The sequence below is a fragment of the Chitinophaga sp. genome (genome assembly GCF_039596155.1).
Taxonomy (GTDB): Bacteria; Bacteroidota; Bacteroidia; order Chitinophagales; family Chitinophagaceae; genus Chitinophaga.
On record NZ_JBCNKF010000035.1, the window covers coordinates 22,094 to 48,676 of the forward strand.

Annotated in this window: 16 protein-coding genes and 1 pseudogene; 13 read left to right on the forward strand and 4 right to left on the reverse strand. The window is 45.3% G+C overall.

Features of this window, described 5'->3' with window-relative positions; all coding sequences use genetic code 11:
- The first annotated feature begins 3 nt into the window (after positions 1-3).
- The 11 genes and pseudogenes from prfH to ABDW33_RS26325 all read left to right on the forward strand — a co-directional run bounded on the left by prfH (position 4) and on the right by ABDW33_RS26325 (position 16,266).
- Positions 4-618 (forward strand): peptide chain release factor H, encoded by a 615-nt coding sequence (gene prfH, locus ABDW33_RS26275; protein WP_343693085.1) that lies wholly within the window; start codon positions 4-6, stop codon positions 616-618.
- A gap of 510 nt (positions 619-1,128) precedes the next feature.
- A complete protein-coding gene (locus ABDW33_RS26280) occupies positions 1,129-4,374 on the forward strand; it encodes a TonB-dependent receptor (RefSeq protein WP_343693086.1) in 3,246 nt (1,081 codons plus the stop codon).
- Positions 4,375-4,395: 21 nt separating this feature from the next.
- Positions 4,396-6,180: a RagB/SusD family nutrient uptake outer membrane protein gene (locus ABDW33_RS26285; RefSeq protein WP_343693087.1), complete on the forward strand. Its 1,785-nt coding sequence runs from the start codon at positions 4,396-4,398 to the stop codon at positions 6,178-6,180.
- A 130-nt stretch (positions 6,181-6,310) separates the two neighbouring features.
- The gene (locus tag ABDW33_RS26290) at positions 6,311-7,750 is read left to right on the forward strand and encodes an FG-GAP-like repeat-containing protein (RefSeq protein ID WP_343693088.1); all 1,440 of its coding nucleotides are present in this window, start codon (positions 6,311-6,313) and stop codon (positions 7,748-7,750) included.
- A 428-nt stretch (positions 7,751-8,178) separates the two neighbouring features.
- Positions 8,179-9,054, forward strand: coding sequence for an EboA domain-containing protein (locus ABDW33_RS26295; protein ID WP_343693089.1), 876 nt, complete (start codon positions 8,179-8,181; stop codon positions 9,052-9,054).
- A 226-nt stretch (positions 9,055-9,280) separates the two neighbouring features.
- Positions 9,281-10,204 (forward strand): TatD family hydrolase, encoded by a 924-nt coding sequence (locus ABDW33_RS26300; RefSeq protein WP_343693090.1) that lies wholly within the window; start codon positions 9,281-9,283, stop codon positions 10,202-10,204.
- A 223-nt stretch (positions 10,205-10,427) separates the two neighbouring features.
- Positions 10,428-11,288, forward strand: coding sequence for a UbiA-like protein EboC (gene eboC / locus ABDW33_RS26305; RefSeq protein ID WP_343693091.1), 861 nt, complete (start codon positions 10,428-10,430; stop codon positions 11,286-11,288).
- A gap of 132 nt (positions 11,289-11,420) precedes the next feature.
- A pseudogene (locus ABDW33_RS26310) lies at positions 11,421-12,578 on the forward strand (3-dehydroquinate synthase); the annotation flags it as partial.
- Between the two features lie 13 nt (positions 12,579-12,591).
- Complete coding sequence (eboE, locus tag ABDW33_RS26315; protein WP_343693092.1) at positions 12,592-13,809, forward strand: metabolite traffic protein EboE; 1,218 nt, start codon at positions 12,592-12,594, stop codon at positions 13,807-13,809.
- A gap of 40 nt (positions 13,810-13,849) precedes the next feature.
- Positions 13,850-15,214 (forward strand): nucleotide pyrophosphatase/phosphodiesterase family protein, encoded by a 1,365-nt coding sequence (locus ABDW33_RS26320; RefSeq protein WP_343693093.1) that lies wholly within the window; start codon positions 13,850-13,852, stop codon positions 15,212-15,214.
- A gap of 272 nt (positions 15,215-15,486) precedes the next feature.
- The gene (locus tag ABDW33_RS26325; RefSeq protein ID WP_343693094.1) at positions 15,487-16,266 is read left to right on the forward strand and encodes a sulfite exporter TauE/SafE family protein; all 780 of its coding nucleotides are present in this window, start codon (positions 15,487-15,489) and stop codon (positions 16,264-16,266) included.
- A 144-nt stretch (positions 16,267-16,410) separates the two neighbouring features.
- Here ABDW33_RS26325 and ABDW33_RS26330 read toward each other — a convergent pair whose 3' ends face one another.
- The 3 genes from ABDW33_RS26330 to ABDW33_RS26340 form a co-directional block, all read right to left on the reverse strand.
- Complete coding sequence (locus tag ABDW33_RS26330) at positions 16,411-16,755, reverse strand: MmcQ/YjbR family DNA-binding protein (RefSeq protein WP_343693095.1); 345 nt, start codon at positions 16,753-16,755, stop codon at positions 16,411-16,413.
- A 396-nt stretch (positions 16,756-17,151) separates the two neighbouring features.
- The gene (locus ABDW33_RS26335; RefSeq protein WP_343693096.1) at positions 17,152-18,897 is read right to left on the reverse strand and encodes a DUF885 domain-containing protein; all 1,746 of its coding nucleotides are present in this window, start codon (positions 18,895-18,897) and stop codon (positions 17,152-17,154) included.
- 271 nt (positions 18,898-19,168) lie between these two features.
- Complete coding sequence (locus ABDW33_RS26340) at positions 19,169-20,539, reverse strand: DUF1080 domain-containing protein (protein ID WP_343693097.1); 1,371 nt, start codon at positions 20,537-20,539, stop codon at positions 19,169-19,171.
- Positions 20,540-20,859: 320 nt separating this feature from the next.
- Here ABDW33_RS26340 and ABDW33_RS26345 point away from each other — a divergent pair, with 320 nt between their 5' ends.
- Together ABDW33_RS26345 and ABDW33_RS26350 are read left to right on the forward strand one after the other, a co-directional pair.
- Positions 20,860-23,859 carry a TonB-dependent receptor gene (locus tag ABDW33_RS26345; protein ID WP_343693098.1) on the forward strand — a complete coding sequence of 1,000 codons (3,000 nt, stop codon included), beginning with the start codon at positions 20,860-20,862 and terminating at the stop codon, positions 23,857-23,859.
- Between the two features lie 17 nt (positions 23,860-23,876).
- Positions 23,877-25,481, forward strand: coding sequence for a RagB/SusD family nutrient uptake outer membrane protein (locus tag ABDW33_RS26350; protein ID WP_343693099.1), 1,605 nt, complete (start codon positions 23,877-23,879; stop codon positions 25,479-25,481).
- Positions 25,482-25,542: 61 nt separating this feature from the next.
- Here the strand turns inward: ABDW33_RS26350 and ABDW33_RS26355 are convergent, their stop codons facing one another.
- Entirely contained in the window at positions 25,543-26,571 is a 1,029-nt protein-coding gene (locus tag ABDW33_RS26355; protein ID WP_343693100.1) for a PDDEXK nuclease domain-containing protein, read from the reverse strand.
- Positions 26,572-26,583 lie beyond the last annotated feature (12 nt).

Genomic DNA, 26,583 nt, shown 5'->3' on the forward strand with positions numbered 1-26,583 from the left:
GTAATGGACAAAGCAATCATACAAATAACGGCTGGCAGGGGACCTGTAGAATGTAGCAGGGTAGTTGCCAGGGTAACCGAAAAGATATTTGCACAATGTCGTAAAGAGGGCATTGAAGTGAATTTACTGGATAGTACACCTGGAGACCTGAAGGGTACTTTTCTATCCACGCTGTTGTCAGTACGTGGTGACATAGACAGGTTATCAAAAGAATGGGCGGGCACGGTACAATGGATTGCCCGCAGTCCCTACAGAAAGTTTCACAAGCGAAAGAACTGGTTTGTAGGTGTGGCATTTTTTGATATCGCCAAACAAATGGCGTTCAGGTTGGCGGATGTAAAACTGGATACCTGTAGGGCGTCTGGTCCTGGTGGCCAGCATGTTAACAAAGTAGAGACAGCGGTGCGTGGTACGCACCTGCCTTCAGGTATACAGGTGCTGGCAATGGATAGCCGTTCTCAATGGGAGAACAAGCAGCTTTGCCTGAAAAGACTGGAGGCAAAAGTACAGGCGTGGCAAGGCGAGCAACTCATTGCGCAGCAACAGGAGCAATGGCAGGAGCACAATGAACTGGAGCGTGGCCGTGCAGTGAAGACAATAGAAGAAGTGTTGGAATAATGCAGGGCGATTACGGCAGTGAATGTTGTTCCAGTGAAAAATCTCAGCAGTGAGTAGTTGTACAAGATACCTTCCATAGATGCTCGCTTTCACCATATGGTAAAAGCGAGCATTTTATTATTCAGAAAAAATTCTTTGCATAAAACAAATGAATGTGTTAATTTGCCAGACGTAACCAAAGTCTAATATCCACGAATTTTATAAACGTTATGACATGACAACAAGCTGTAGTAGTATGTAGTTTGCAAGCCTGTGCAATGTGCCCTCAAGAAAATGTGCTGTAGTATTAAAATACCCTTTAAAAATAAACCCTGACCGGAATTGTGACACACCCACACTGCGTTCGCGGGCAGTGCGCTGAGCATTAGTATTTCAACGACTGGAATTATTACAAACCCTCTTTAATTACCCGGATTATGCTGTAACCGGTTCTCATCGCTGCGTCTTTTTCTCAACAGGAAGACCTCGATCAGGCCATTCATTCACCTAAAAAAAACAACGTTTCACGTTATGAAGAAACATGTATGCCGCACCATTATATGGTGCTGGGCCTTGTTGCTGCTTGCCGGTAACGTCCTTGCCCAAACCCGTATAACTGGTAAAGTTACTGACAAAGCCACTGGTAATCCCTTGCCTGGTGTTACTGTCGCAGTAAAAGGTTCAAACAGAGGCGGAGCCACCGACCCCAATGGACATTATTCATTACAGGCGAAGAAAGGTGATGTCCTCGTTTTCTCTTTTGTCGGCTACAATTCACAGGAAGCACCTGTTGGTGATGGTCCTACAGTCGACGTTACGCTCGCGGAAAAAATCGGTTCCCTCGATGAGGTGGTTGTAACAGGTTATGCTGTGCAACGTAAAAAAGACCTGACAGGTGCTGTATCTGTTGTAAATGTAGATCAGATCACCCGCCAACCTACAGCACAGGTGAGTAACCAGCTGCAGGGCCAGGTTTCAGGTATCATGGTACTCGGCTCCGGCCAGCCTGGTGAAGAGCCACAGGTACGTATCCGTGGTGTGAACACATTTGGTAACAACACCCCGCTCTATGTAATTGATGGAGTGCCAACTCAAAACATTGTAGATATTAACCCGAACGACGTAGAGTCTATGCAGGTACTGAAAGATGCAGGTTCTGCCTCCATCTATGGTGCCAGGGCGGCAAATGGTGTGATCATCATTACTACTAAAAAAGGAAAGCCCGGCAAAGTGAGGGTAACTTACGATGCTTATTACGGTCGCCAGGTGCCGAAAGGCGGCAACGTATGGCACCTGCTGAACTCCCAGGAACAGGCTAACCTGAAATGGATGGCGCTGAAAAATACAGATCCGAATGTTGTGTACAACGATGGTTTGTATGGCTCCGGTGCTACGCCTGTGTTGCCTGATTACATTGCACCGGGAGGTTTGAAAGAAGGTGATCCGGGTACTGATCCATCTCTTTATAATGTAGATCCTTATTATAAAAACCCTTCAGACCTGGATGGTTTCTACCGCATTACCAAAGCTAACAAGCAAGGTACTGACTGGTTCCATGAAATCTTCAAGCCAGCGCCTACTACCAGTCACAATATCTCTGTAAGTGGTGCCAGCGATCAGGGTCGTTATTTCCTCTCTTTCTTTTATTCCAATCAGCAGGGTACTCTTAAGAATACTTACCTGAAACGTTACTCCATCCGCTCTAATAGCAGTTTCAATATTGGCGAGCATGTGAGAATAGGTGAGAACCTGGAATACTCTGTGATAGACAATCCGCAGATCGATGCACTCACTGAAGGCAGTGGAATTGGTATGGCTTTCCGCGAGCAGCCGATCATTCCGGTGTACGACATCAAAGGTAACTATGGTGGTTCATTCAGTACAAACAGTGCGCAGTTGGGTAACGCGCGTAACCCTGTTGCTATCCAGGATCGTATCCGTAACAACAAAGGTATCGGCACCCGCCTGCTGGGTAACATGTACCTGGAAGCAGATGTGCTGAAAGTATTCACCCTCCGTACATCATTTGGTGGTGAAATATTCTCAGCCAGCACACATACTTTCACCTTCCCTGAATATGAGAATGCAGAAAACAATAAAGTAAACTCATTTACCGAAGGTGCCAGCAGTGGTTATAACTGGACCTGGACCAATACATTGACCTTCCACCAGACATATGGCAGGCATAATATCACAGCGCTGGTAGGTACGGAAGCGTACGACAACCATGGCCGGTCACTCACCGGTACGACACAGAGCTACTTCATTTTCGATCCTAACTTCACCAATCTTTCCACAGGTACAGGTACTGTAACAAATGGCAGTGGTGTGTATTCAGATGGTTTGTTCTCACTGTTTGGTCGTGTGGATTACAGTTATCATGATCGTTACCTGTTAGGTGCGGTGATTCGTCGTGATGGTTCCAGTAAGTTTGGTGAGAACTTCCGTTATGGCTGGTTCCCGGCTGTGAGCGCAGGCTGGCGTATCTCCCAGGAGGCTTTCCTGAAAGATGTATCATGGCTGTCTGATTTAAAGATCAGAGGGGGGTATGGTATCATGGGTAACCAGTTGAATGTAGAAAGTGCGAATGCCTTTACACAGTATGGTCTGAACAAAGGGTCTTCTTTCTATGACCTGAATGGTACGTCTAATACACTGGTATCAGGTTTCATGAAGACGCATATTGGTAACCCGAATGCGAAATGGGAAAGTAATACCAACTCTAACATCGGTATCGATGCGAGTTTCCTGAAAGGTAAACTGGAACTGAGTGTGGATTACTACAGCAAGAAGGTAAAGGATCTGCTGTACAAACCTGAGATCTCTGCTACTGCGGGTCGTACTGATCCTCCTACTGTGAACATTGCGCAGATGGAGAACCACGGTATTGATCTCTCCTTAACAGCTACAGGTGTACACCTGACCAAAGACCTGACCCTGAAAGCAAATGGAACATTTACTACGTTCAAAAACAAGATCGTAGCTATTTCATATGATGCACCTTACTTCGACCAGGAGTCACGTCGTTTCAATGGTAGTTTTATCATTCGTAACGCGGTAGGTCAACCGGTTTCCAGTTTCTATGGTTACAAAGTGATTGGTTTCTGGAATGATCAAAGTGAGATCACAGCAGCTAATAAGCAAGCAGAGGCATCTACTGGTGTGACGGGTGCAGAATATCAGTCACAGGCAGCACTGGGTCGTTTCCGCTATGCTGATACCAATGGCGATGGCCATATCACTGAAGCAGACAGAACATTCCTTGGTAATCCAAACCCGGACTTCAGCTATGGTCTGAACCTGGAACTCGATTATAAAAACTTTGATTTTACCATTTTCATGTACGGTGTACAGGGCAATGAGATCTGGAACCAGGTACGTTGGTGGACTGACTTCTATGCAAACTTTGCCGGTGCAAAGAGCAAGACAGCGCTGTACGATTCATGGAGACCTGACCATCACAATGCAACAGCACCTATCCAGGAGAATGGCAACTCTTTCAGTACGAGCAACGTGCCTAACTCTTACCTCGTAGAAAACGGTTCTTACCTCAGGGCTAAGAACATCGGATTAGGTTATACACTTCCTGCTTCATCGCTGAAGAGGATTGGTATAGATCGCTTCCGTATCTATGTACAGGCAGCGAACCTGTTCACGATCACGAAGTATAAAGGTATCGATCCTGAGATCTCTGGTGGTACTACCAACTTTGGTTTGGATGAAGGTGCTTATCCTAATCAGCGTCAGTACCTGGTGGGTGTAAATGTTGGATTCTGAAACTGTTAAAAATCGCTAACAATGATAAAGTCAAAATATATAGTCATAGCGGCAGTGATGTCTACTGCCATACTGGTAGATGCGTGTAGCAAGAGTTTCCTGGAGCGCAGTCCCCAGGGTGCATTGCAGGGTACTGACCTGCAGAATAAAGATGGTATCCAGGCTTTGCTCGTAGGTGTGTATGCTGCGCTGGATGGTCAGAATAGTGGAGTGACGGCACTCAATGGTGGCAACCCATGGGAAGCTGCACCGAGTAACTGGATCTATGGTAGTGTAGCTGCCGGTGATGCACACAAGGGTAGTGATGCTACTGACCAGCCGCCGGTGAGCCAGATTGCCATTGGCAACTTTGATCCCAGCAATGGTTTTTTCAATACCAAATGGCAGGTATTGTTTGAAGGGGTTGCCAGAGCAAATGTGCTGTTGTCGTTATTGCCAGACGCGACAGGAATGTCAGATGCAGATAAAGTGGGTGTGAAGGCACAGGCCGTATTCCTGCGTGGTCACTACTACTTTGAGCTGAAGAAAATGTATGACAAAGTTCCATGGATCGATGAAACGAACCTGGCAGATTATAAACAACCTAATAATGTGGATATCTGGCCGAAGATCGAAGCAGATTTTAAATATGCTTATGATAACCTGCCGGAAACGCAGAGTAGTGTAGGTCGTGTGAATAAATGGGCAGCAGCCTGTTACCTGGCAAAGACTTATGTATATGAGGCGAAATGGGCAGATGCCAAGGCGCTCTTTGATGTGATCACTGTCAAAGGCCAGACGTCCAATGGCTTGCCTTATGGGCTGGTAGATCGCTTTGAAGACAACTTTGATCCTACTGCCAAGAATAACAAGGAGTCAGTATTTGCCATTCAGATGACGGCCAATGATGGTACTGGTTCTATCTCCAATGCGAATCAGGGTGAGATGCTGAACTTCCCGTATAACAGTCCATTTGGTTGTTGCGGATTCTATCAGCCTACGCAGGAGCTGGTGAATTCTTATCGTACAGATGCGGGTGGTTTACCTTACCTGGATGATTATAATGATCATGCCGTGAAGAATGATATGAAGATCCTGTCAACAGAGCCATTTACACCTGATGCGGGTAACCTGGATCCAAGATTAGACTGGACGGTAGGTCGTCGTGGTATTCCTTACCTGGATTGGGGTAATCATCCGGGTCGTTCATGGGTACGTGACCAGGATTATGCTGGTCCATATGCACCTAAAAAGAATGTATACTGGCAGTATAACCAGGATAAGTATAAAGATCCGAATTCATGGGCACCAGGATCTGCTATCAATATAGTATTGATCCGTTATGCAGATGTATTGTTGCAGGCAGCAGAGGCAGAAGCGCAACTGGGTAACTTTGATGCGGCACAGGCTTATGTAAACCAGGTGCGTACCAGGGCAGGTAAGCCAGCTACAGCAGTGTATAAGTATATAAATGATGCTACGCCGATGGGTGGTTTTTCAACAACACCGGCGGCTAAATATGTAGTACAGACTTATCCTGCCGGCAACTTTGCTGCGGGTGGTAAAGATTATGCACTGAAGGCGATCTACTTTGAACGTAAGCTGGAACTGGCGATGGAAGGGCAGCGTTATTTCGACCTGGTACGTTGGGGTATAGCGGCTACAGAGCTGACGAAGTTCTTTGCGTATGAGTCTAAGATTACGACTGACATTACAGGTGGTAAGTTTGTGTCAGGCAGAAACGAACATTACCCGGTTCCTCAGCGTCAGATTGATCTGAGTGTGAGTGGTAATACAAAAACATTGGAGCAAAATAAAGGTTATTAATAAACACTATTAAAAATACTCATTGAGTGATGAATGAGCCCGTTCACACGGGAGCCTCTTAATCCGGGGCAGTTGAATTACGAATGGCGGCCATGTGCTGCCATTCGTAATTTTTTTTAACTTGTAATGTATGATCAGATATATCCCCTTTATATTCCTCGTTGTTATTTTTTCCTGTAAGAGCAGGCCGAAAGGCGAGGCGCTGGCTGTTAAATATTGCAGTAGTTGTCATATGGCTGTTGATCCTTCCTTGCTGGATAAGAACACCTGGTTGAAGCATGTATTGCCGGCGATGGCGCCTAAATTAGGCATCGGTGTATGGGAGGGCGATAAGTATTATCCGGGTAAAGGAGGAATTACTATTAATGAGTGGAATGATATTGTGAACTACTACAAAGAGTTGGCGCCAGATTCACTGAAGGTGGCTACGCCGGTATTGAAAGAAGACAGTTCGCTGTTTATGGTACATGTACCGGAGGTAACAGATACGACTTACCGGGCGACTACCACGATGGTGTCAATTGATCCATTTACAGGAGGTGTGTATTCCAGTTCAGAGAATGGCAAAACGGCATCGTTGTTTCGGTGGGAGGGGGTAACGCCACGAAAGGTAACGGACCTGCAATCTACTGGTGTGGACCTGGCATGGATAGCACCTGATACTGGTATTCTCACCTGTATTGGTAACCTGAGAGCGGTTGATCAACTGGCGGGCGTGATCTGGAAGATCACCCCAAAGGCGGCAGCCGAGCAGCAGGTGCATACCATAGCGATGGCATTGCCAAGGCCTGTGCAGACGCTTGCATTTGGGAGGGACTTTGTTACCCTTGGCTTTGGGCATAAATATGGCGGGCTTTATCTTTTGAATGAGGAAACCCGGAAAACGATCCGGGATGTTCCGGGTGCAATTCATGCAGAAACAGGTGATTTCAATCATGATGGCTATCCTGACCTGATGGTTTTATTTGCTTACGATGATGAGGGGATCTGGTTGTTCCTGAATGACAGGAAAGGGGGATTCACGAGTGAACATATTCTCCGTTTTCCGCCGGTGTATGGATCTACCAGTTTTCAACTGGCAGACCTGAATAAGGATGGTCAGTTGGATATTATCTACACGGCGGGTGATAATGGAGATTACTCGATGGTGCTGAAGCCTTATCATGGGGTATATGTTTTCCTGAATAAGGGGAATTTCAAATTTGATGTGGATAAACCGGATTTCTTTTACCCTGTGAATGGTTGTACAAAGGTGATTGCCGCAGATTTTGACCTGGATGGCGACCTGGACCTTGCGACGATTGCATTTTTTGCGGACCTGCGGCATAATCCGGGGGAGAAGTTTATCTATTTTGAACAGAAGAAGCCCTTATCATTTGAACCTCATATAGTTGCGGGACTTGCGCCGGCTGGCAGATGGATCTGTATGGCGGCGGGAGACTATGATAAAGATGGGGATATAGACCTGGTGCTGGGGAGTTATTCGCGGGGTTTTATCATCCAGGATGGCTATGAGCCGGCCTGGAATATCTATACTCCGCTTGTGCTGCTGGAAAATAGGAAAAAATGACCAGGCCCTGCTTTACTCATCTATTAAATAGTAACTCAAGTTGACATTATTTTTACATGTTAGATCGCAGTTGTAACAAATAAATGCTTATATTGCATACACAACAACAGGTAAGAAATCTAAATCGTGGCTTGCTGACTAAGAGATTAGGCCCAGTTCTTGATTATATTTCCTGGACATATACAATTAGAAACATGAACAATACGCTTGTATTGTGTTGAAATAATAAAGATACTCCTGATTGAACTGATCAGGTTTTAGAATGGCGGAAGGAGAGGCACAGTGTGCCTCTCTTTTATTTGCAACCTATTTAAATAACCTATGAAAAAGCCATTTAAATGACCACGCTACCTTTCGTAACTCTTTTGTTATTTTACATCATATTCCGCTAACTTTAAAGTCAGACAACCAAGGTCTCAAAGATAAAGATGGAACCATATAATTATGACTGTGTGTTGGTTGGTAGTCGAATACAAGCCATCATTGCAGCGCATGCCACGCCACAGGCACTGAACTGGTTACAGGAACAGTTGCAGTTGCTACAGGAAGCGAAAAGTACTCAGCGCTTCAACATTACTTTCACTGCTATGCCTCGTTTCACGGGCAAAAAAGTTATATCGGATGTATATATTCCCGAGGCGAATAACTTTTTCATTTATGGATATACGTTAGACCGCCTTGCCCGCATCTGGTGGTTGCTCCAGTTGCCCTCGGAGGACCGGTCTTATTATGTTGCTGCGATTGAGGATCTTTTCTCGGCAGCCGATATGAATGAGCAGATTACGCTGTATGGCGCACTGCCGCTACTGGCCTATGCTGAGGAGTGGAAGTTGCGTACTGCTGAAGGTGTCCGTTCGAACATAGGTGGGGTGCTGGAAGCCATTATGGTACACAATGCTTATCCGGGGAGGTACCTGGATGAAGCGGCGTGGAATCAGCTGGTGATGAAGGCTATTTTTACTGATAAGCCGGTACATCTCATTCATGGTCTGGATGAACGTGCGAATCCGCGGTTGGCGCATATTCTCCGGGATTATGTACATGAGCGATGGGCTGCAGGCAGGAAAATTAATCCCATGTTATGGCGATTGATAGCACCTTTCATTGACAGTGAGCTGATGCCTGATATCAATCGGATCTGGGTGTCGGATCAGCTCATTGACCGGGAAGCTGCGGCGTTAGCCTGTGCACAGACGGGGTTTGCGCCTGCAAAAGCACTTTTGCAGCAATCGCCGGAACTGGCGGGTGCCATTGCGGATCATTCGCTGACCTGGATGACGGTGGCTGAACAGGCAAATGCATAGGTGTGAAAAGGTATAACCGGAATTCATGATATGAGCCTTCGAAAAAAGCAGCAATTGCACCAAATAACATAAACGTGTATCACACATAAAATGTATAACCTGTAAAATTGCATCGCTAACATTGTATTTTAATCTTATTTATCAGGTCTCAAGAAATTAATTTGACATGTGTTGTAGTCACGAACTAAAAGAAACAATTCAACCTTTGACGACAGTACCCACGTTTATGGAGCGTATAAAAGGAATGCAATTCTTTGACCCGCATATCCACATGACAAGCCGCACTACTGATGATTATCAGGCAATGGCAGCGGCTGGTATTACTGCTGTTATTGAACCTGCTTTCTGGCTGGGACAGCCTCGTACAGGCGTTGATACTTTTAAAGATTATTTCAACAGCCTGATCGGCTGGGAACGCTTCCGTTCCTCACAATTTGGCATTAAGCATTACTGCACGATAGGGCTGAACAGTAAGGAAGCCAACAACGAGAAGCTGGCAGCTGCGGTGATGGAAGTATTGCCTCTTTTTATTTATAAAGAGGGGGTAGTAGGCGTAGGTGAAATTGGTTTTGATGACCAGACACCAGCTGAAGAAAAATATTATCGTGCACAGCTGGAACTGGCTAAGGAAGCGGGTTTGCCGGTGCAGATACATACGCCACACAGAGATAAAAAGAAAGGCACTACACGGAGTATGGACATTGCCATTGAACATGGTATTGATCCTAAAATGGTGATTGTAGACCATAACAATGAAGAGACCGTGAAAGAGGTGCTGGACAGGGGTTTCTGGGCTGCCTTTACCATTTATCCATTTACTAAAATGGGCAATGAACGCATGGTGGAAGTTGTGAAACAGTATGGCAGTGAGCGGATTATGATCAATTCGGCGGCAGACTGGGGCATCAGTGATCCACTGGCTGTACCTAAAACAGCGGCCCTCATGCACGAAAGTGGTATTGACTCGAATGACATTCATTTGGTAACTTTCCGCAATGCTATTACAGCCTTTGCCCAAAGTGGGCAAATTAATGAGGCAGATTTTGAGATGGTAAAGCAGATAGATCAGAGTCTGAAGTTCAACGGAAGCACTGTATTACGCGGTGGTCAACAACCTTTCCGTAACGCTCAGTCTACTATTATTAGTTAAACAGCAGTATTAAAAATTGACGGATGTCCTGATTATAACCAGGCAGGTCGTAAGCCATAGCCAGGTGTTTCAACCCGGCTGGAGATTGTTCGTCGTGCTGACAAATTAAACCTAGTATGTGAATATGGATCAGTTGCAATTCGTATTTCGTCATTCGTCATTGAGAAAACCCGTGTACCCGGTGAATTATATTATTAGCAAATTACTAGGATATTTACGTTTAATGCGTCCTGCAAATATCGTAACTGCCGTGGCAGATGTGTTGGCAGGGATCGCTATATCCGGTTTTTTGGGAGCTGAAGTTGTCAACTACCTGGATCAGCTGTTGCCAATACTTTGCCTGTGCCTGGCAACTATAGGGTTGTACGGTGGAGGTGTAGTATTCAATGATGTGATGGATGCAAAGCTGGATAAAACGGAGCGTCCTGAACGTCCGATCCCAAGTGGCATTATTTCTATGGCCCAGGCAATTGTGCTGGGTTCGTATCTCTTATTGGTTGGGATACTGGCGGCATTTACTGTCAGCCGTGTGACGGGTTTTATTGCATTAGGTATTACTGCAAGTGCACTTATTTACAATAAATGGGGGAAACACCAGGTATGGGGACCTGTGAATATGGGCCTTTGCAGGGGATTAAATTTATTGTTGGGTATTAGTATTGTAATGCCTGCATTACAAACATATTGGTGGATGGGAATTATTCCTGTCATCTTTATTGCTGCGGTGACTTATATCAGTCGTGGTGAAGTCCATGGTGGAACCGCTGCTACCATGCGGATTGCGGCTGTTTGTTATGCGGTGGTATATGGTACGATGTTCGCCCTGGCGTATTACAATGAGCATTTGCTCATTGCATCTCCGTTCATTATTTTATTCATCATAATGATCAACCGGCCACTGTGGATAGCGATGAAAGACCCTACTGGTCCTAATATCGGGAAGGCAGTGAAAGGTGGAATCATCGCTTTGATCGCTATGAATGCGGCATGGGTAGCTGCGTTTTCAACATTGCCACATGCGTTGATGGTGTTGGTATTGTTACCAATTTCATTGCTGATAGCGAAGGCGTTTGCTGTTACCTGATTTTTTACTTCAGGCCCGATGCAGGCCCACACTCATAAATCGCTTTTACCGCAGGTAAAAGCGATTTTTTTTGCTGGTAGCAGTTTTGTACTTTTAAAACGGCTTTAATTATTTGATCAGCACTCAACCAAAGATATGCACGTTATTCAACAGACATTCAGCGTCCCATATTCCTACGAAGTATTCTTTACCACGCATCTCTTCGACTCAGGAAATCCACTGCTTAAAAATTACCTGGAATCTCAGGCTGCCAATAACCTTAGCAAGCGCTTACTCGTCATTGCAGATGAGGGATTGATCAGACATCATCCCAACCTTCCGGCACAAATCAGGCACTATTGCGGATCAGTGCAGGGATTTGAACTGGCTGGCGATATCCAGGTGATACCTGGTGGTGAAGCTGCTAAAAACGATATGCCACTTTTCTATCGTCTCGTGGATGCCATTGATCAGTATTCTATCGACCGCCATTCGTTTGTGATCGGCATCGGTGGGGGTGCTGTGCTGGACCTGGTTGGCTTTGCTGCCGCTGTTTCTCATCGTGGTGTGCGCCATATTCGTATACCGAGTACCGTTTTGTCTCAGAACGATTCTGGTGTAGGTGTGAAGAATGGTATCAACTACAAAGGGAAGAAAAACTTCCTGGGCACCTTTGCACCGCCGGCAGCTGTATTTAACGATGCACATCTGCTGACGACGCTCGATCCCAAAGATTGGCGTGCAGGTATTGCGGAGGCAGTGAAGGTGGCATTGATCAAAGATGCACCGTTCTTTGAATGGCTGGAAGCAAATGCTTCCGCACTGGCAAACGGGGACCTCCCGCTCATGCAGGAACTGGTGTATCGTTGTGCTGCTTTACACATGGCACACATCGGTGGTGCCGGCGATCCATTTGAAAGTGGTTCTTCCAGACCTTTGGATTTTGGTCATTGGAGTGCACATAAACTAGAGCAGTTATCCAATTTTGAATTACGCCATGGAGAAGCTGTTTCCATCGGTATGGCTGTAGATAGTATCTACGCTTCATTGCTGGGGTGGCTCGATCAGGCATCTGCTTTGCGGATAGTAAAGTTGTTACAGCAGTTACAGCTGCCGGTATACCATCCATTGATGGAAAATAAAGATGGGGTGCCTTCGCCCGTGATAAAAGGGCTGGAAGAGTTCAGAGAGCATCTTGGTGGCAGACTAACCATTTGTTTATTAAAAGGGATCGGTGTAGCAGCAGAGGTGCATGCAATGGATCTGACACGGCTGGACAAAGCTGTCGAAACAGTAAGATCGCTTTCATAAAAAAACTAATTTCATGCGAACAGTTACAGGTCATCTTTCCTATTGCACGAATATTCACCCGGGTGAAACCTGGCCGGATCATTTCGCGCAATTGCAACAATATATTCCCGCTATTAAATCAGTTGTTTCTCCTGATCAACCTTTTGGTATTGGCTTGCGATTGGCTAACACCGCCAGTCTGGAGCTGTCTAAAGAAGTGAATCTGCTCGCTTTCAGGCAATGGCTGAAAGAACAGGATTGTTATGTATTTACAATGAACGGTTTTCCATACGGTGGTTTTCATCATACAGTGGTGAAGGACCAGGTGCATACGCCTGACTGGACAACGGCTGATCGTGTGGAGTATACGAGTCGTCTGTTCCGCATTCTCGCTGCGTTGTTGCCGGCAGGGATGGAAGGCGGTATTTCTACTGCGCCATTGTCATACAAATTATGGCATGATGATCCGGAGGCGGCGATGGAAACTGCGACATTGAATATGCTGCAGGTACTGGGACAGTTAGTAAGAATTCATCGGGCAGGTGGTCCTGTCATGCACCTGGATATAGAACCGGAGCCGGATGGATTGATGGAGAATATACAGGAGTATATTGACTGGTACTTTGCTTACCTGATGCCTTTAGGTATCAACTACCTGCTGGACCAGTTTGATATGAGTGAAAAGGAGGCCGGGGCAGCCATAAAAAGGCATATCCAGTTATGCTATGACGTATGCCACTTTGCGCTGGTGTACGAGTCACCGGTATTTGTACTAGGTAAGTTGAAAGAGTACGGGCTGAAGGTAGGAAAGTTACAGATCAGTGCAGCACTGAAAGCGGCTATGCCAGCGGCGCCGACAGAAAGGAATGCAGTGGCGCAGGCATTCAGTACGTTCAATGAACCGACTTATTTACACCAGGTAATAGCCAGGAAATCGAATGGAGATTTTCTGCATTATCCCGATCTGCCTCAGGCATTGGAAGACGTGAATAACAGGGAGGTAGTAGAGTGGCGTTCACATTTCCATGTACCCGTATTTTTAGAACACTACGAACTTTTATACTCCACCCAGTCGGATATCCGGGAAGTACTGGAATTACAGCGTGAACAATTGTTTACGCAGCATATGGAAGTTGAAACATATACCTGGGGAGTACTCCCTGCGGAGTTAAAACTGCCTATGGATCAATCAGTTTCCCGTGAAGTTAGCTGGGTCATGGAACAGCTTGGAATTCAGAAAAAGGAAGTATAGATTTGAGCACGATTTTTTTCTTAAGAATGGCTCAACGATCATGAAAAAGACAGTTGTTATTGACGTCGTAGGACTCTCCTCCTCTCTGATTGGGGAGCATACGCCTTTTTTGAAGGCCTATGTACAGCAGCACCAGTTGCGCACAATTAAGCCGATGGTGCCTGCGGTCACCACGGCAGTACAAAGTACTTATGTCACCGGGCAATGGCCTGCGGAGCATGGCATTGTAGGTAATGGCTGGTATGACCGTCAGGATTGTGAAGTGAAGTTCTGGAAACAATCAAATAAGCTGGTGGAGTCTCCTAAAATCTGGGAAAAGGCGAAGCGGATCGATCCGGACTTCACTGTTTCCAAAATGTTCTGGTGGTACAACATGTATTCCAGTGCAGATTATTCTGTGACACCTCGCCCGCAGTATTTATCTGATGGCCGTAAGGCACCGGATTGTTATGCACATCCTTCTTCATTGCGTGATCATTTGCAAAAGGAGTTGGGCACGTTCCCGCTGTTTCAGTTCTGGGGGCCAGGTGCAAACATACGGTCTACCCAGTGGATTGCCGATGCTTCGGTGATGACAGATGATATGTACGATCCAACGCTGACATTGATCTACCTGCCGCATCTGGATTATTGTCTGCAAAAGTTTGGACAGGATCTGCCCCGCATCAGCAAGGAGCTGCATGAGATAGATGAAGTCGTGAAACAACTTGTTACACATTATGAAAAGAAGGATACCCGGGTGATCATTCTCTCAGAATATGGAATCACCAATGTGAATAACCCGATCCACCTGAATCGCATTTTCCGTCAGGAAGGTTTGATTGCGGTCAGGGTTGAGCGGGGACTGGAACTGCTGGATGCAGGTGCTTCCAAGGCATTTGCGGTAGCAGATCATCAGATCGCGCATGTGTATATCAATGATCCTGCGGTATACAAAAAGGTGAGAGGGATTGTGGAAAACACACCGGGTATACAGCTGGTGCTGGATCGCGAAGGCAAGCGTCAGCATAATATGCATCATGCAAGAAGTGGTGAGCTGGTGCTGGTAGCAGATACCCATAGCTGGTTTACCTATTACTACTGGCAGGATGATGCCAAGGCACCGGATTTTGCGCGATTGGTGGATATTCATCGTAAGCCGGGGTATGATCCGGTAGAGATGTTTATGAACCCTGCAGATCCTTTGATCAAGTTAAAGGCAGGTTTTAAGCTTTTAAAGAAGAAATTGGGTTTCCGGTATCTCATGAATGTGATTCCCCTGGATGCGACCTTAATCAAAGGTTCTCATGGCCGTATTTCAGAAGATAGCCGGTATCACCCGGTGTTGATCACTGCGAGGGGGGAGGAGACAAGCCCGGTGGAAGCAGTAGATGTGTACGATGTGATCTGGCAAACAATGCAATAAATGGGTTGTCAGGGGATTGGCTACCAAATCCCCTGATTTCCTATAATTCCTAGACTTGGTAGGCTATTCCCCTTCAAACTCAAGACAGTCAGAATTATAACCTAAAGTTATATCCCATAACTTTTATTAATGACCTAATGACCCTGATTATTTTGTTGAACCTGCGCCAACACTGTACTTTTGGCTTGTCCGCGACACTTATTTGCTAAAAAGGAAATTCATCAAAACCAACCGACGACCTGCCAACCGGCACGTGTGTGTCTAACCTGTATATGATTGCGTTATTTCAACAGACTGATTATTGGGTAATATTATCCATCGGATTGATCGTGGGTTATCTTTCCGGTTTACTGGGCAAAGGAGGTAGTGCTGTGAGTACACCAGCGTTACAGATATTTGCCGGGATTAATCCCTTTTATGCGCTGGCTTCCCCATTACCAGCTGCTATTACGAGTACAATTTCTGCGACAGCAGTTTATAGTAAGGAGAAACTGTTTGATAAGAGAGTGATAGGATTGGGGGCATTATTTGGCGTGCCTGCTACTGTATTAGGTGCTTATTTCAGTCATTACCTGAAGGGTGAAACTTTGATGATCTGTACAGCTTTGTTCATCATGGCGATTGGTACGAGTTTGTTGATTTCTTTTTTAAGGAAAAAGCGTACTGATGTACCTGCAGACAATGAGTTTCACACAGGTTTAATGATTGTGGCGGCTACAGGCATTGGGCTATTATCGGGTTTGCTGGCAAATGCCGGAGGTGTATTGTTCAGCAGCTTCTTTATTAAGCGTTTAAAGATGCCTATTAAGCAGGCGTTGGCGTGTTCTATCGTATTATCGGCGATACTTTCTATACCCGGGGCAATCGCGCACTGGTACCTGGGCCATATTGACTGGAATATTGCATTGTTGCTTTCATTGACTGCTATCCCCTCTTCTTATTTAGGGGCCAAAACGGCGGTGAAGATGAAGTCACCATTACTGGAGAAGGTGTTTGCGTGTACACTGATCGTTTTCGGGGTGTATGATATCATCTACACTGTTTTCTCTTAAAATGTCGGCCCTGGGCCACCCACCAAATAAAAAAGCTTTTACCTGCATGGGTAAAAGCTTTTAATATTTTAAGGGGTATATAGGGGACCTTAACGCTGCCAGCGTCAGGCGCAAACCTTCCTACCACAAAAAATCCAGGGTTTGTTATACCCTTTGCTCCCGCATAATCTGCGCCCTTTCTTCCGGTGGCAATGAATTTACCACCAGGTCATAGGCACTCTGTAATAAGGCTTGTAATTGCGGTACAGGTAACGTGTCCAATTGTTTGATCTGTACCCAGTGGTAACGGGCCAAATAGGGGGCAGGTACAATGCCCGGTTGAGAAATGAGGCGGTGAAAATCTTCCAACCTGCATTTCAGGGAAACCTGGTGAGGAGAACTCTTTGAGATCATGCAAAAGAGTTTTTCACCTACGGAAAACCGTACATCGTCATCCCACTTCTCTTCCCGCACAACGGCAGGGAAAGCAAGGCAGTAATTAAGGGTCATGTCAAACATAATACTGGCAGCTTAAAAGTTTAATAAAAATTCCTATCTCTCAGTGAAATATTAAAACGTCTCTCTGTGAAATTATAAAGCGCAATGTTCACACAAGCGTGCAATAATTTTAAAACGTGAAATGGTAAAAGGCTCGTTGAAGGAATAGCTTTCGTTATAGAAGAGTATCTTAGTGATGTGGCAACGTCCTAAAACCTCAAAGGTTCCGTGTTCCCTGAAATAATAAAATTCCCACTATAAATTTAAGTATTCTTTCTCAAAGCAGATACATATTTTATTGTTAAATCCGCAATATCAGGAAGCTGTACATTAATTGGGGTGTATAGATTTTATTATAATATTTACCTTTTGCAGGGTGAGGGCATCCTGCAAAAGGTAAATAGCTATTTATTTAAATTTCCTTGCCATTTTTTCTTCTAGCACGTCCAATGGTACGCAACCATCTTTCAGCAATTCGTCGTGGAAATCTTTAATGTTAAATTTATCGCCCAACTCAGCAGTATATTTTTTCCTCAGTTCGCGGATTTTCATTTCGCCAATTTTATACGACAAAGCCTGTGCCGGCAATGCCATATAACGCTCTATTTCTGCTGTTGCTTCCTGCTCGCTGGTTGGTTCATAATCAAGCATATACTTGATGGCTTGCTCACGGGTCCATCCTTTGTAGTGTAAACCCACGTCCACAACGAGTCTGATGGCGCGGTGAATTTCGTCGCTTAATCTGCCGAAGTACATGTAGGGATCTGTATATATTCCTAATTCTTTTCCAAGACTTTCGCAATATAGTGCATAACCTTCCCCATATGCCCCGATCCAGTTAAATCTGCGGAACTTAGGCAACGAATCGTTCTCTTGCTGGATAGAGATCTGGAAGTGGTGACCGGGTATTGCTTCGTGTAGAAACAGGCATTGCATACCTGTATATCCAAATTCTTTTGCATTCAGGATAGGTACGTAGAAGACACCAGGTCTTGAACCATCTGCGGCACCCTGCATATATTCTGCACTTGCGGAGGCTGCGCGGAATGCTTCTGTTTGCCTGATCTCAAAAGGTGTTTTTGGCAGGTGGCCATACATCTCTTTTACCTTAGGCATAATCCGGTCTTTGATTGCAGCGAAGCTATCCAGGATCTGCTTTGGTGTGGAGAAGATTTTGAATTTCTTATCCGTTCTGATGTAGTTAAAGAAAGAGGGCAGATCGCCTTTCCAGCCTGTTTCTGTCATGACCTGTTCCATTTCTCCTTTGATGCGGGCCACTTCTTTCTCACCGATTGCAAAGATTTCGTCGGGTGTCAGGTTAGTGGTTGTCCAGTATTTACTGTAGAGTGCATACCATTCTTTACCGTTTGGCAGGGCACCATATCCGCTGGTAGTGCGGGCTTTGGGCAGGTATTCTTTTTCGATGAAGTCATGCAGGCGTGCATAGGAAGGTAGTATGTACTGTTCAATACTTGCCTTGTAAGCTGTTGCCAGTGCGGTGTCTTTCAGTGTTCTGAGGGGTGCGTAGAATACATTCCCGGTATCTTTTTTGGCGATGTCTGCCAGTTGCGGGAGTATTTTTACCACCAGAGCCTTTGGTAAAACAACCCCTGTTTCCATGCCTTTGCGCATATTGGCGATAGCGGTGTCTGCCCATTCAGAGAATGCTTTCATGCGGGACATGAAGTGGCGGTAGTCGTCATCCGTTTTGAAAGGTTGTGCGGCAGCGCCGGAACCTAACAGGGGCAGTTGCAGTGTAAGGCCACTGAACTGATCAAAGGGCATGTAATGGTCAGGAAATTTCAGTCGTTCCCTGCTAAGGCTGAGGTCCCGCTGCAGCATGAGATAACTGATCAGGTCATTGGGTGTAAGGCCGGCAGTATCTACGCCCTGGAGTGCTGTTTCGTAGCTGGCGAAGAAGCTATCGGCATGATGACGAAAGTGCTCGCTGATATCAATTGGCAGGAGGCTATCATACTGATGTTCTCCATTCATTGTTGCTTCCAGTGGAAACAGTTTCATTCTGTCATCGTAGTACTGTTGAACGAGGTGGTGCAGAGAATCGGCATCATTGCCAGATTTCCTGCCGGGTTGACCACAAGCTACTGCCAACAGTATCGAGGGCAGCAGGAGATAGTGTTTTTTAAACAGCATTTATCTTTTGATTTTGTTGATGTGTACGGATGGGCTAAAAATAAAAAAACACTCCGAAGAATCGGAATGTTTTATATAGAACAGTGAACAATGAAAACTTATTAATATCAGGTACTTATCAGCTCAATTTCTATCATTTCCAAATGATTGCCGGATGACTCAATCGTTTAAGCTCCAGCCTGGTATCACTAGAAATTTACACATAACGGTCGACTTCGGCTTTACATACCCGCTGCAAAATTAGGTTAATAATTAAAAGCAACTTGTTAACCTATTTTAAATTTTTGATTTTTATGCTACGAAAGGACACGGTATTTCCATGATCCTGGAGTAAGATGTGCCCTTCTGGCCAGAGACCAAAGTTATTCCAATTTTTGTATTTAGAAATCGCCACCAGGTCTTTAAATTCTTTGGACCCTCTTTCATACTCCACCATCTTTATGCCATTCAGCCAATGTTCCACATGATTATTTGGATACACGATCACGCGGCCATGGTTCCATTCGCCAATCTTTCTAAATGCATTCTGGTTAGCATCCTTTTTCCTTGGTATCAGGTCGTACAGGGAGGACAGCGTTCTGTTACCATCACGGCCAAGTTTGGCATCGGGATGACGCTCATCGTCCAGCACCTGGTATTCAAGGCCTATGGCTGACTTCCCTTTGGTATCGTAGTCTTCTTTTACGAAATATTTGACACCGCTGTTAGCGCCTTCGCTGAGTTTGAAATCGAACTCAAGGTCGAATGCGCCATATTGTTTGTCAGTAATGATGTCACCACCAGAACCTTCTTCATCGCCTGTAGACTGGTGGATAGTGAGTAAACCATCTTCCATGGTCCAGCCGGTGGTTGGGAAATCCTGTTTATTCACCCGTCTCCAACCGGTGGATGTTTTACCATCCCATAATAAAGCATACCCGTTTTTCTTCTCTTGAGGAGAAACCGTGTTCGGTACATTATTCACCACATAGATATTATCGTAAGGAGAATATTGTGAAGCATCCGGGTTTTCCAAAATGCGGATATTACGCCAGTGAATTTGTTTCCCTTTATCTTCAGGTTTATAGATCTGATGTACTTGCAGTGCTATAAAGCCTTTGAGTGTCATGTCGTCAATTACATGTGCACAGGCAACACCATTGATCCATGTTCTGATCTCCGATCCTCTGCACTCGATTCTATATTTGTTCCAGTCTTTCTTTTTGAACGCCTTTTGCGCTCCCGGATTCAGGTCCAGCGGATATAACCAGCCACGGCGCGCCTCATCATATATTCCACCACTCCATGCTCTGTCGCTGGGGTCAACTTCCATCTGGTAACCATGTACCCGGCCATTGTTATAGTCAGGCTTGCTTTCGCTACGGAATTGAATACCATAGTTCATTTCCGCATCAAGTTTGAGTTCCAGCTCCAGAATAAAATCACCGTAGTCTTTTTCGGTAGCAAGAAAGGAATTAGGGCTTCCTGTAACGGATGTGCCCACGATCTCATCTTTTTTGGCCTCATAGGTAGCTGTCCCATTTACTTCTTTCCATCCTGTGAGGTCCTTACCATTGTAGAGTGAATGCCATTGAGCTTTCTTTTGTGCAGTTGCCCAACTGCTGATGAGCAGGACACTACAGACCAGTAACGTGTTTTTCATAACATTGAACCAAAACTAGTTTTAAAAATAAATAATAACACCCATTTATTCAACCGATTGCACTATTTATGTGATGAGCGGTAGAATTTCCTTTCTAAACAAGGAGTGCTAACTTCACTGAAAGTTATGCAATCGTTTGCAATTTATAACGAATCTACTTAACTTGTATTGCCTCGACCCGGAATTGTTAGAAAAACCTTAGGATAAAAGCGCACCTATTTAAAGAATGAAACTGTAGTTGTTAACTGCCGGGAAGAAGAGGTCATTGTACACTCAAAATAAACGTTGATCACTATTCTGTTACTCTAAAATTCTACGTAATGAAAAACACGTTATCGAAAACGGGAGTGATACTCCTGTACCTGCTATTGCTGGGGACCCTCATTCGTGCACAACAGCCAGTCAATCTCACGGGAAGGGTGACATCGCCAGATGGTAGTCCTGTTATCGGGGCTACGGTAGCCGTAAAAGGGAAATCGAACGGAACCGTCACTGACAACATGGGGGCTTATAAGCTAAAAGTCTCGCCCGGCGCCACCATTGTCATTTCATTTATTGGTTATTCGCCACAGGAAATTCCGGTCAACAACAGAACAACGATTGATGTGAAGTTGGCCGAAGACAACAAAAAACTCGAAGAGGTCATTGTTGTTGGTTATGGGCAACAAAAAAAGAAAGATGTAACCGGGTCTATTGCTTCTATCAACAGCAAAACAATCATGGAAGTGCCGGTTACAAATGCACAACAGGCGCTACAGGGAAGGACGCCTGGTATCGACGTGATTAATAACAGTGCCAAGCCCGGTGATGAACCCCGGGTAAGGGTAAGAGGTACCCGATCGCTTTCTGCGGGAAATGATCCATTGTATGTTGTAGATGGCATCCCATTCGCAGGGGCGATGAATGATATCAATCCTTCGGATATCAGTTCCATGGACATTCTCAAGGATGCTTCTGCAACAGCTATCTATGGATCACGTGGTGCAAATGGTGTAGTACTGATCACTTCACGGAAAGGAAAAAGTGGGAGCAGACCGGTGGTAAGTTATAGCGGTCTGTATGGTTATGTGCATGCACTGGGTCGCACAGATATGATGAACAGTCAGCAGTATGTTGACATGAAGCGGGAAGCTTACCGGACTACGGGTGGCTATGATGATAACAACCCGGATGCGTCTGACGCCAAAATCTTTAATGCTACAGAGCTGGCCAACATCAAGAGAGGTGTAAATACAGACTGGCAGGAGTTGTTGATCAGTCCAGGCTGGCAAACCCGGCATTCGCTGGGGGTAAGTGGAGGAACTGATAAAACGAAGTATGCGGTAACAGGTGGTTACTTCAAGGACCAGGGCGTGTTGAAGTTACAGAGTTACGAACGTTACAACCTGCATGTAGCAGTGGACCAGGAGATCAATAAACGTATTACTGTGGGTACTTCTATGCTGGCTGCTTACAGCACACGCAAAGGCAGTAGTTACAATGGTATGGGCGATGCATTGAAGATGTTGCCGATTGCAGATCCTTATGATGCCAATGGAAAGCTCATTACCTACCCGACCGGGGATAACCAGCAGCCGAATGCATTGTTGAATTATGTACCGGGCAACAGGGTGGAGAACCTCTATCACCTGCGTTTCTTTAATAGCCTGTATGGTGAAGTGACTATTCTTGATGGATTGAAATATCGCCTGAATGTAGGTACAGATCTGCAACAGAATAACTATGGATTGTTTTTGGGAAAGAACAGTACTGATTTACTCATTGGAGGAGGAGATGCAACAGCTACGAAACAAAGCCAGTTTGTATGGGCATATACAGTAGAAAACCTGCTGACTTACAACAAGACGTTTAACAGGAAACATAATGTAGGTGTAACTGCATTATACAGTGTACAACGCCAGCGGGAGGACAGTTCTTCTGCTTCGGTGAGAGGGATTCCGGTGGAGTGGCAGGAATATTATGGTTTAGGGCAGGCTGCAAATGTGACAGGGATAGGGAGTAGTCTGGGTACCTGGACCATCCTGTCTTACATGGGCCGTGTGAACTATGGATATGATGACCGATACCTTGTCACACTTACTTTACGGGCAGATGGTTCCTCCCGTTTTGCACCGGGGCATAAGTGGGGATATTTTCCTTCGGTGGCTGTAGGTTGGAATATAACGAAGGAGCGGTTTATGGAAGGTAGCACCTTGTTTGATAATTTAAAACTGCGTGCGAGTTATGGTAAGATCGGTAATACGGGTATACCTCCTTACGCCACGCAGGGTTTGCTGGGAAGAACAACTTATTCGTTTAATAACAAGGGGACGTTGGGGTATTCTCCCATTTTATTACGTAATCCTAACCTGACGTGGGAGACGACGACATCTACGAACATTGGTCTGGACTTTAGTGTGCTGAAGGGAAGGATCAGTGGTACAGTGGATGTATATAAGCAGAAGACGACAGACCTGTTATTACAGAAATTCCTGCCGTTCAGTAATGGTTTTGATTATGTGTTAGAGAATACGGGGATGACGCAGAACAAGGGTATAGAAGTGGGCATTTCGACAGTGAATATAGAATCGAAGAGTGGGTTTAACTGGACCATGGATGTGAATTTCTTTATCAACAGAGAAAAGATCCTGGCATTAGGCGAAGGCAAGACACAGGATATTGGTAACGGATGGTTTGTGGGGCAGCCTACTTATGTGTATTATGATTATAAGAAAGTGGGCATCTGGCAAACGGAAGCGGCGGCGCAGGTGTATAAGCAACACCAGGGAGAGATTCAGCTGGCAGATGTGAATAATGATAAAGCGATTACAGATAAAGACAGGGTGATCCTGGGGTCATCACAGCCCAAGTGGTCTGGAGGTATGACGCAGCGTTTTAGTTACAAGGGATTTGATTTATCGATCGTTGCATTTGCACGAATGGGAAGTATGATCAAGAGTGATTTCTATGCAACCTATAACACCTTGTTTGGCCGATATAATAACCTGGATGTGAATTACTACACGCCACAAAATCCTTCGAATGAATTTCCTCGTCCAAACTCGAACCAGGAGCGGCCGAATAACTACAATACCCTGAGTTATTTTGACGGGTCATATTTCAAGATCAGGAATATCGGGTTGGGATATGCTTTGCCGAAGAAACTGATGGACAGGTGGCAGATGGAGTCCCTGCGGTTTTCGGTGGATGTAAAGCAGCCATTGATCATTGCTCCTTACAGGCAGAAGTGGAAGGGGATAGATCCGGAGGATGTGAATACGATCGGTATTGATGCGCCGGCAACATGGATGCTGCAGTTTGGTGTAAATGCAACGTTTTAATTTTAAAATTATTGAAGATGAAAAAGTTCCTGTTTTTAATATTAATAGTTGTGGTATCGTGTAATAAGATGTTGGATGAGGATGTGGTGACGAATGTGACAGATGATTTTTACAACACGCCGGCCGGGTTTTCGACGGCGGTGAGTGCGGGGTATGCGGGCCTGAGAAACTTTTACAGTACAGAGCGTGGGATGACGGTGAGTGTGTTTGGAACGGATACGTATACAAATGGATCGGATGGAGATTTCAAGTTTGCGAATCAGTATACATCGCAGTTGAATCCTAGTTATGCGCATTTGAGGGAGATCTGGAATGGGTTTTACCAAGCGATCAATGTGTGTAATGTAGTGACGACGAGGGCGGATGCGATACAGGGATTAGATTCAGCTGTGAAGGTATCCGGGGTGGCGCAGGCGCGTTTTTGCAGGGCTAATTATTATTTTATCCTGTTGCAGTTGTTTGGCGAGGTGCCGTTGAATTTAAAGGAGAATACATCGATAGCAACGGAGGCGCATCGTGATCCGGTGGCGGCGGTTTATGGGGCGGTGATCAGTGATTTGCAATATGCAGCTTCGGTGTTGCCGGTATCGCAAACGGACTGGGGAAGGGCGACGAAGCCGGCGGCGGAGCAGTTGCTGGCGCGTGTTTATTTGACGCGTGCTTCTTCAAAGTCGGCGGTGGGTACGGATTATGATAGTGCGGCGCTCTATGCAACGCGTGTAATTTCTCAGTATGGTTTTCAGTTGTTGCCGGATGTAGGACAGGTGTGGGCACAGGGGAATGAGCGGAATAATGAAACGGTGTTTGCGGTGCAGTATATCAATGATGCGTTGTATAATTCGGCGGATAATAATGCGTGCAGGTTCTTTTTGATGCAGTATGATGTGTTGGCAGGGATGAAGCGGGATCTGGCGAATGGTACGCCCTGGAAGCGATTCAGGCCTACGAAGTTTTTGTTGGATACGTTGTATAAGGATCGGGTGAATGATAGTCGTTATGAGAAATTTTTTAAGCGGGTATGGTTTTGTAATACGGCGACAGATAAGTTGAAGGTGGGGGATACGTCGGTGTATATGCCGGGCGTGGATGTGACGGATGCGGAGATTGCGGGTAAGAAGTATTTGTATGTGCCACCGAGGAATTATACGGAGAAGTTGTATCCGTCGTTGAATAAGTTTGCGGATGCGTTAAGGCCGGATAACCAGGCGTCGGGTGTGCGGCCGTTTATAGCCTTTAGGTTAGCGGAGGATTATTTGATCGCGGCGGAGGCGTATATGAAGAAGGGGGATAATGCGACGGCAGTGGGGTATATCAATACGTTGCGGGTGCGTGCGGCGAAGGTGGGGGCGAATGATGTGGAGACGGCGGCGCATCAGGAGGCGATGAAGATTACGGCGGCGGATTTGAGTATTGATTTTATATTGGATGAGCGGGGGAGAGAGTTGGTAGGGGAGCAGTTGCAGTGGTTTGACCTGGTAAGGACGGGGAAGTTGTTAGAGCGGGTACGGTTGCATAATCCGCAGGGAGGGCCGAATATAGAGGAGAAGCATTTGTTGCGGCCGATTCCGCAGGATCAGATTGATCGGAGTAGTAATGAGTTTGGGCAGAACCCGGGGTATTGATTTTTATAGGTCTCAATTGTGCAGACAGCGTCTGCACAATTGAGATTGTTTGTTTATTTGTTTATGAGAGAATGTCGTGTAATTTGTTCATCAGTAATTTTTTATCCGGGAGTTGCATTTGGTAGTCGGCTACCATTGCAGGGGAGAGTGTTCTGCTTAAGGAGTACTCAACTACATCATCATTTTTCCCTTTGCAAAGCATGATGCCAATGCTTGGATTTTCATGCGGTTTTTTATGGTCTCTATCCAGGGCTTCGAGATAGAAGTTTAATTTACCAAGGTATTCAGGTTTGAATTCATCTGCTTTTAATTCGAATGGGATGAGGCATTGTAAGCCACGGTGATAGAAAAGCAGATCGATGTAGAAGTCTTTGGTGCCTACCTGGATTTTGTATTCTTCTCCTATGAAGAGGAAGTCTTTCCCTAATTCAATGATGAAGTCTTTGATGCCTTTGATGAGTGCTTTTTGCAGATCTTTTTCATTGTGAGGTTTTGGTAGATTGAGGAACTCGAAAACATAGCTGTCTTTGAAGATATTAGAGATGTCTTTCTGTTTAGACTTGATATTTTTGGGGAGGTTGGTATTGCCAAGCATTACCCTTTCGAATAAACAACTATTGATCTGACGCTCCAATTCTCTGACTGAATAGTTTTCACGGATGGTGAGTTTTAAATAGAACTGACGTTCTTCCAGAGATTTGGTTCTGGAAATTAAGACAAGATGATGTGTCCAACCTAATTTAACCAGGTCAGTGTTCTTTATATCAATTCCTTTAAATTGTGAAATCGCTGATTGCACAATTGTATCTGATTGGTTATCAGTTTTTAGTGTTGGTTGGTAGGTTTCGTAGAATAGCTTCATATTGTACAGGTTTCTTTTGGTGAAACCTTTTAAATCCGGATGATGTTTTTCAATATGTGCTGCTAATTCAGCTACCGTTTTGTTACCCCAAATAGCATTAGCAACTTTGCTGCTTATATATGCTCCTACCTGCCAGTGTAAATTGATCAACTCAATATTAACCTGCTTAATGGCATTGCTTCTTGCTTGTTTTATCAGCAAAATGACTTCGTCGAATTGTGTCTCCATAAAATTGGTTTT

What these genes read in the sequence shown, in the direction of transcription:
- prfH (WP_343693085.1), top strand. Translation starts at nt 4, where the DNA reads ATGGACAAAGCAATCATACAAATAACGGCTGGCAGGGGACCTGTAGAA.
- ABDW33_RS26280 (WP_343693086.1), top strand. Translation starts at nt 1,129, where the DNA reads ATGAAGAAACATGTATGCCGCACCATTATATGGTGCTGGGCCTTGTTG.
- ABDW33_RS26285 (WP_343693087.1), top strand. Translation starts at nt 4,396, where the DNA reads ATGATAAAGTCAAAATATATAGTCATAGCGGCAGTGATGTCTACTGCC.
- ABDW33_RS26290 (WP_343693088.1), top strand. Translation starts at nt 6,311, where the DNA reads ATGATCAGATATATCCCCTTTATATTCCTCGTTGTTATTTTTTCCTGT.
- ABDW33_RS26295 (WP_343693089.1), top strand. Translation starts at nt 8,179, where the DNA reads ATGGAACCATATAATTATGACTGTGTGTTGGTTGGTAGTCGAATACAA.
- ABDW33_RS26300 (WP_343693090.1), top strand. Translation starts at nt 9,281, where the DNA reads ATGGAGCGTATAAAAGGAATGCAATTCTTTGACCCGCATATCCACATG.
- eboC (WP_343693091.1), top strand. Translation starts at nt 10,428, where the DNA reads ATGCGTCCTGCAAATATCGTAACTGCCGTGGCAGATGTGTTGGCAGGG.
- eboE (WP_343693092.1), top strand. Translation starts at nt 12,592, where the DNA reads ATGCGAACAGTTACAGGTCATCTTTCCTATTGCACGAATATTCACCCG.
- ABDW33_RS26320 (WP_343693093.1), top strand. Translation starts at nt 13,850, where the DNA reads ATGAAAAAGACAGTTGTTATTGACGTCGTAGGACTCTCCTCCTCTCTG.
- ABDW33_RS26325 (WP_343693094.1), top strand. Translation starts at nt 15,487, where the DNA reads ATGATTGCGTTATTTCAACAGACTGATTATTGGGTAATATTATCCATC.
- ABDW33_RS26330 (WP_343693095.1), bottom strand. Translation starts at nt 16,755, where the DNA reads ATGACCCTTAATTACTGCCTTGCTTTCCCTGCCGTTGTGCGGGAAGAG.
- ABDW33_RS26335 (WP_343693096.1), bottom strand. Translation starts at nt 18,897, where the DNA reads ATGCTGTTTAAAAAACACTATCTCCTGCTGCCCTCGATACTGTTGGCA.
- ABDW33_RS26340 (WP_343693097.1), bottom strand. Translation starts at nt 20,539, where the DNA reads ATGAAAAACACGTTACTGGTCTGTAGTGTCCTGCTCATCAGCAGTTGG.
- ABDW33_RS26345 (WP_343693098.1), top strand. Translation starts at nt 20,860, where the DNA reads ATGAAAAACACGTTATCGAAAACGGGAGTGATACTCCTGTACCTGCTA.
- ABDW33_RS26350 (WP_343693099.1), top strand. Translation starts at nt 23,877, where the DNA reads ATGAAAAAGTTCCTGTTTTTAATATTAATAGTTGTGGTATCGTGTAAT.
- ABDW33_RS26355 (WP_343693100.1), bottom strand. Translation starts at nt 26,571, where the DNA reads ATGGAGACACAATTCGACGAAGTCATTTTGCTGATAAAACAAGCAAGA.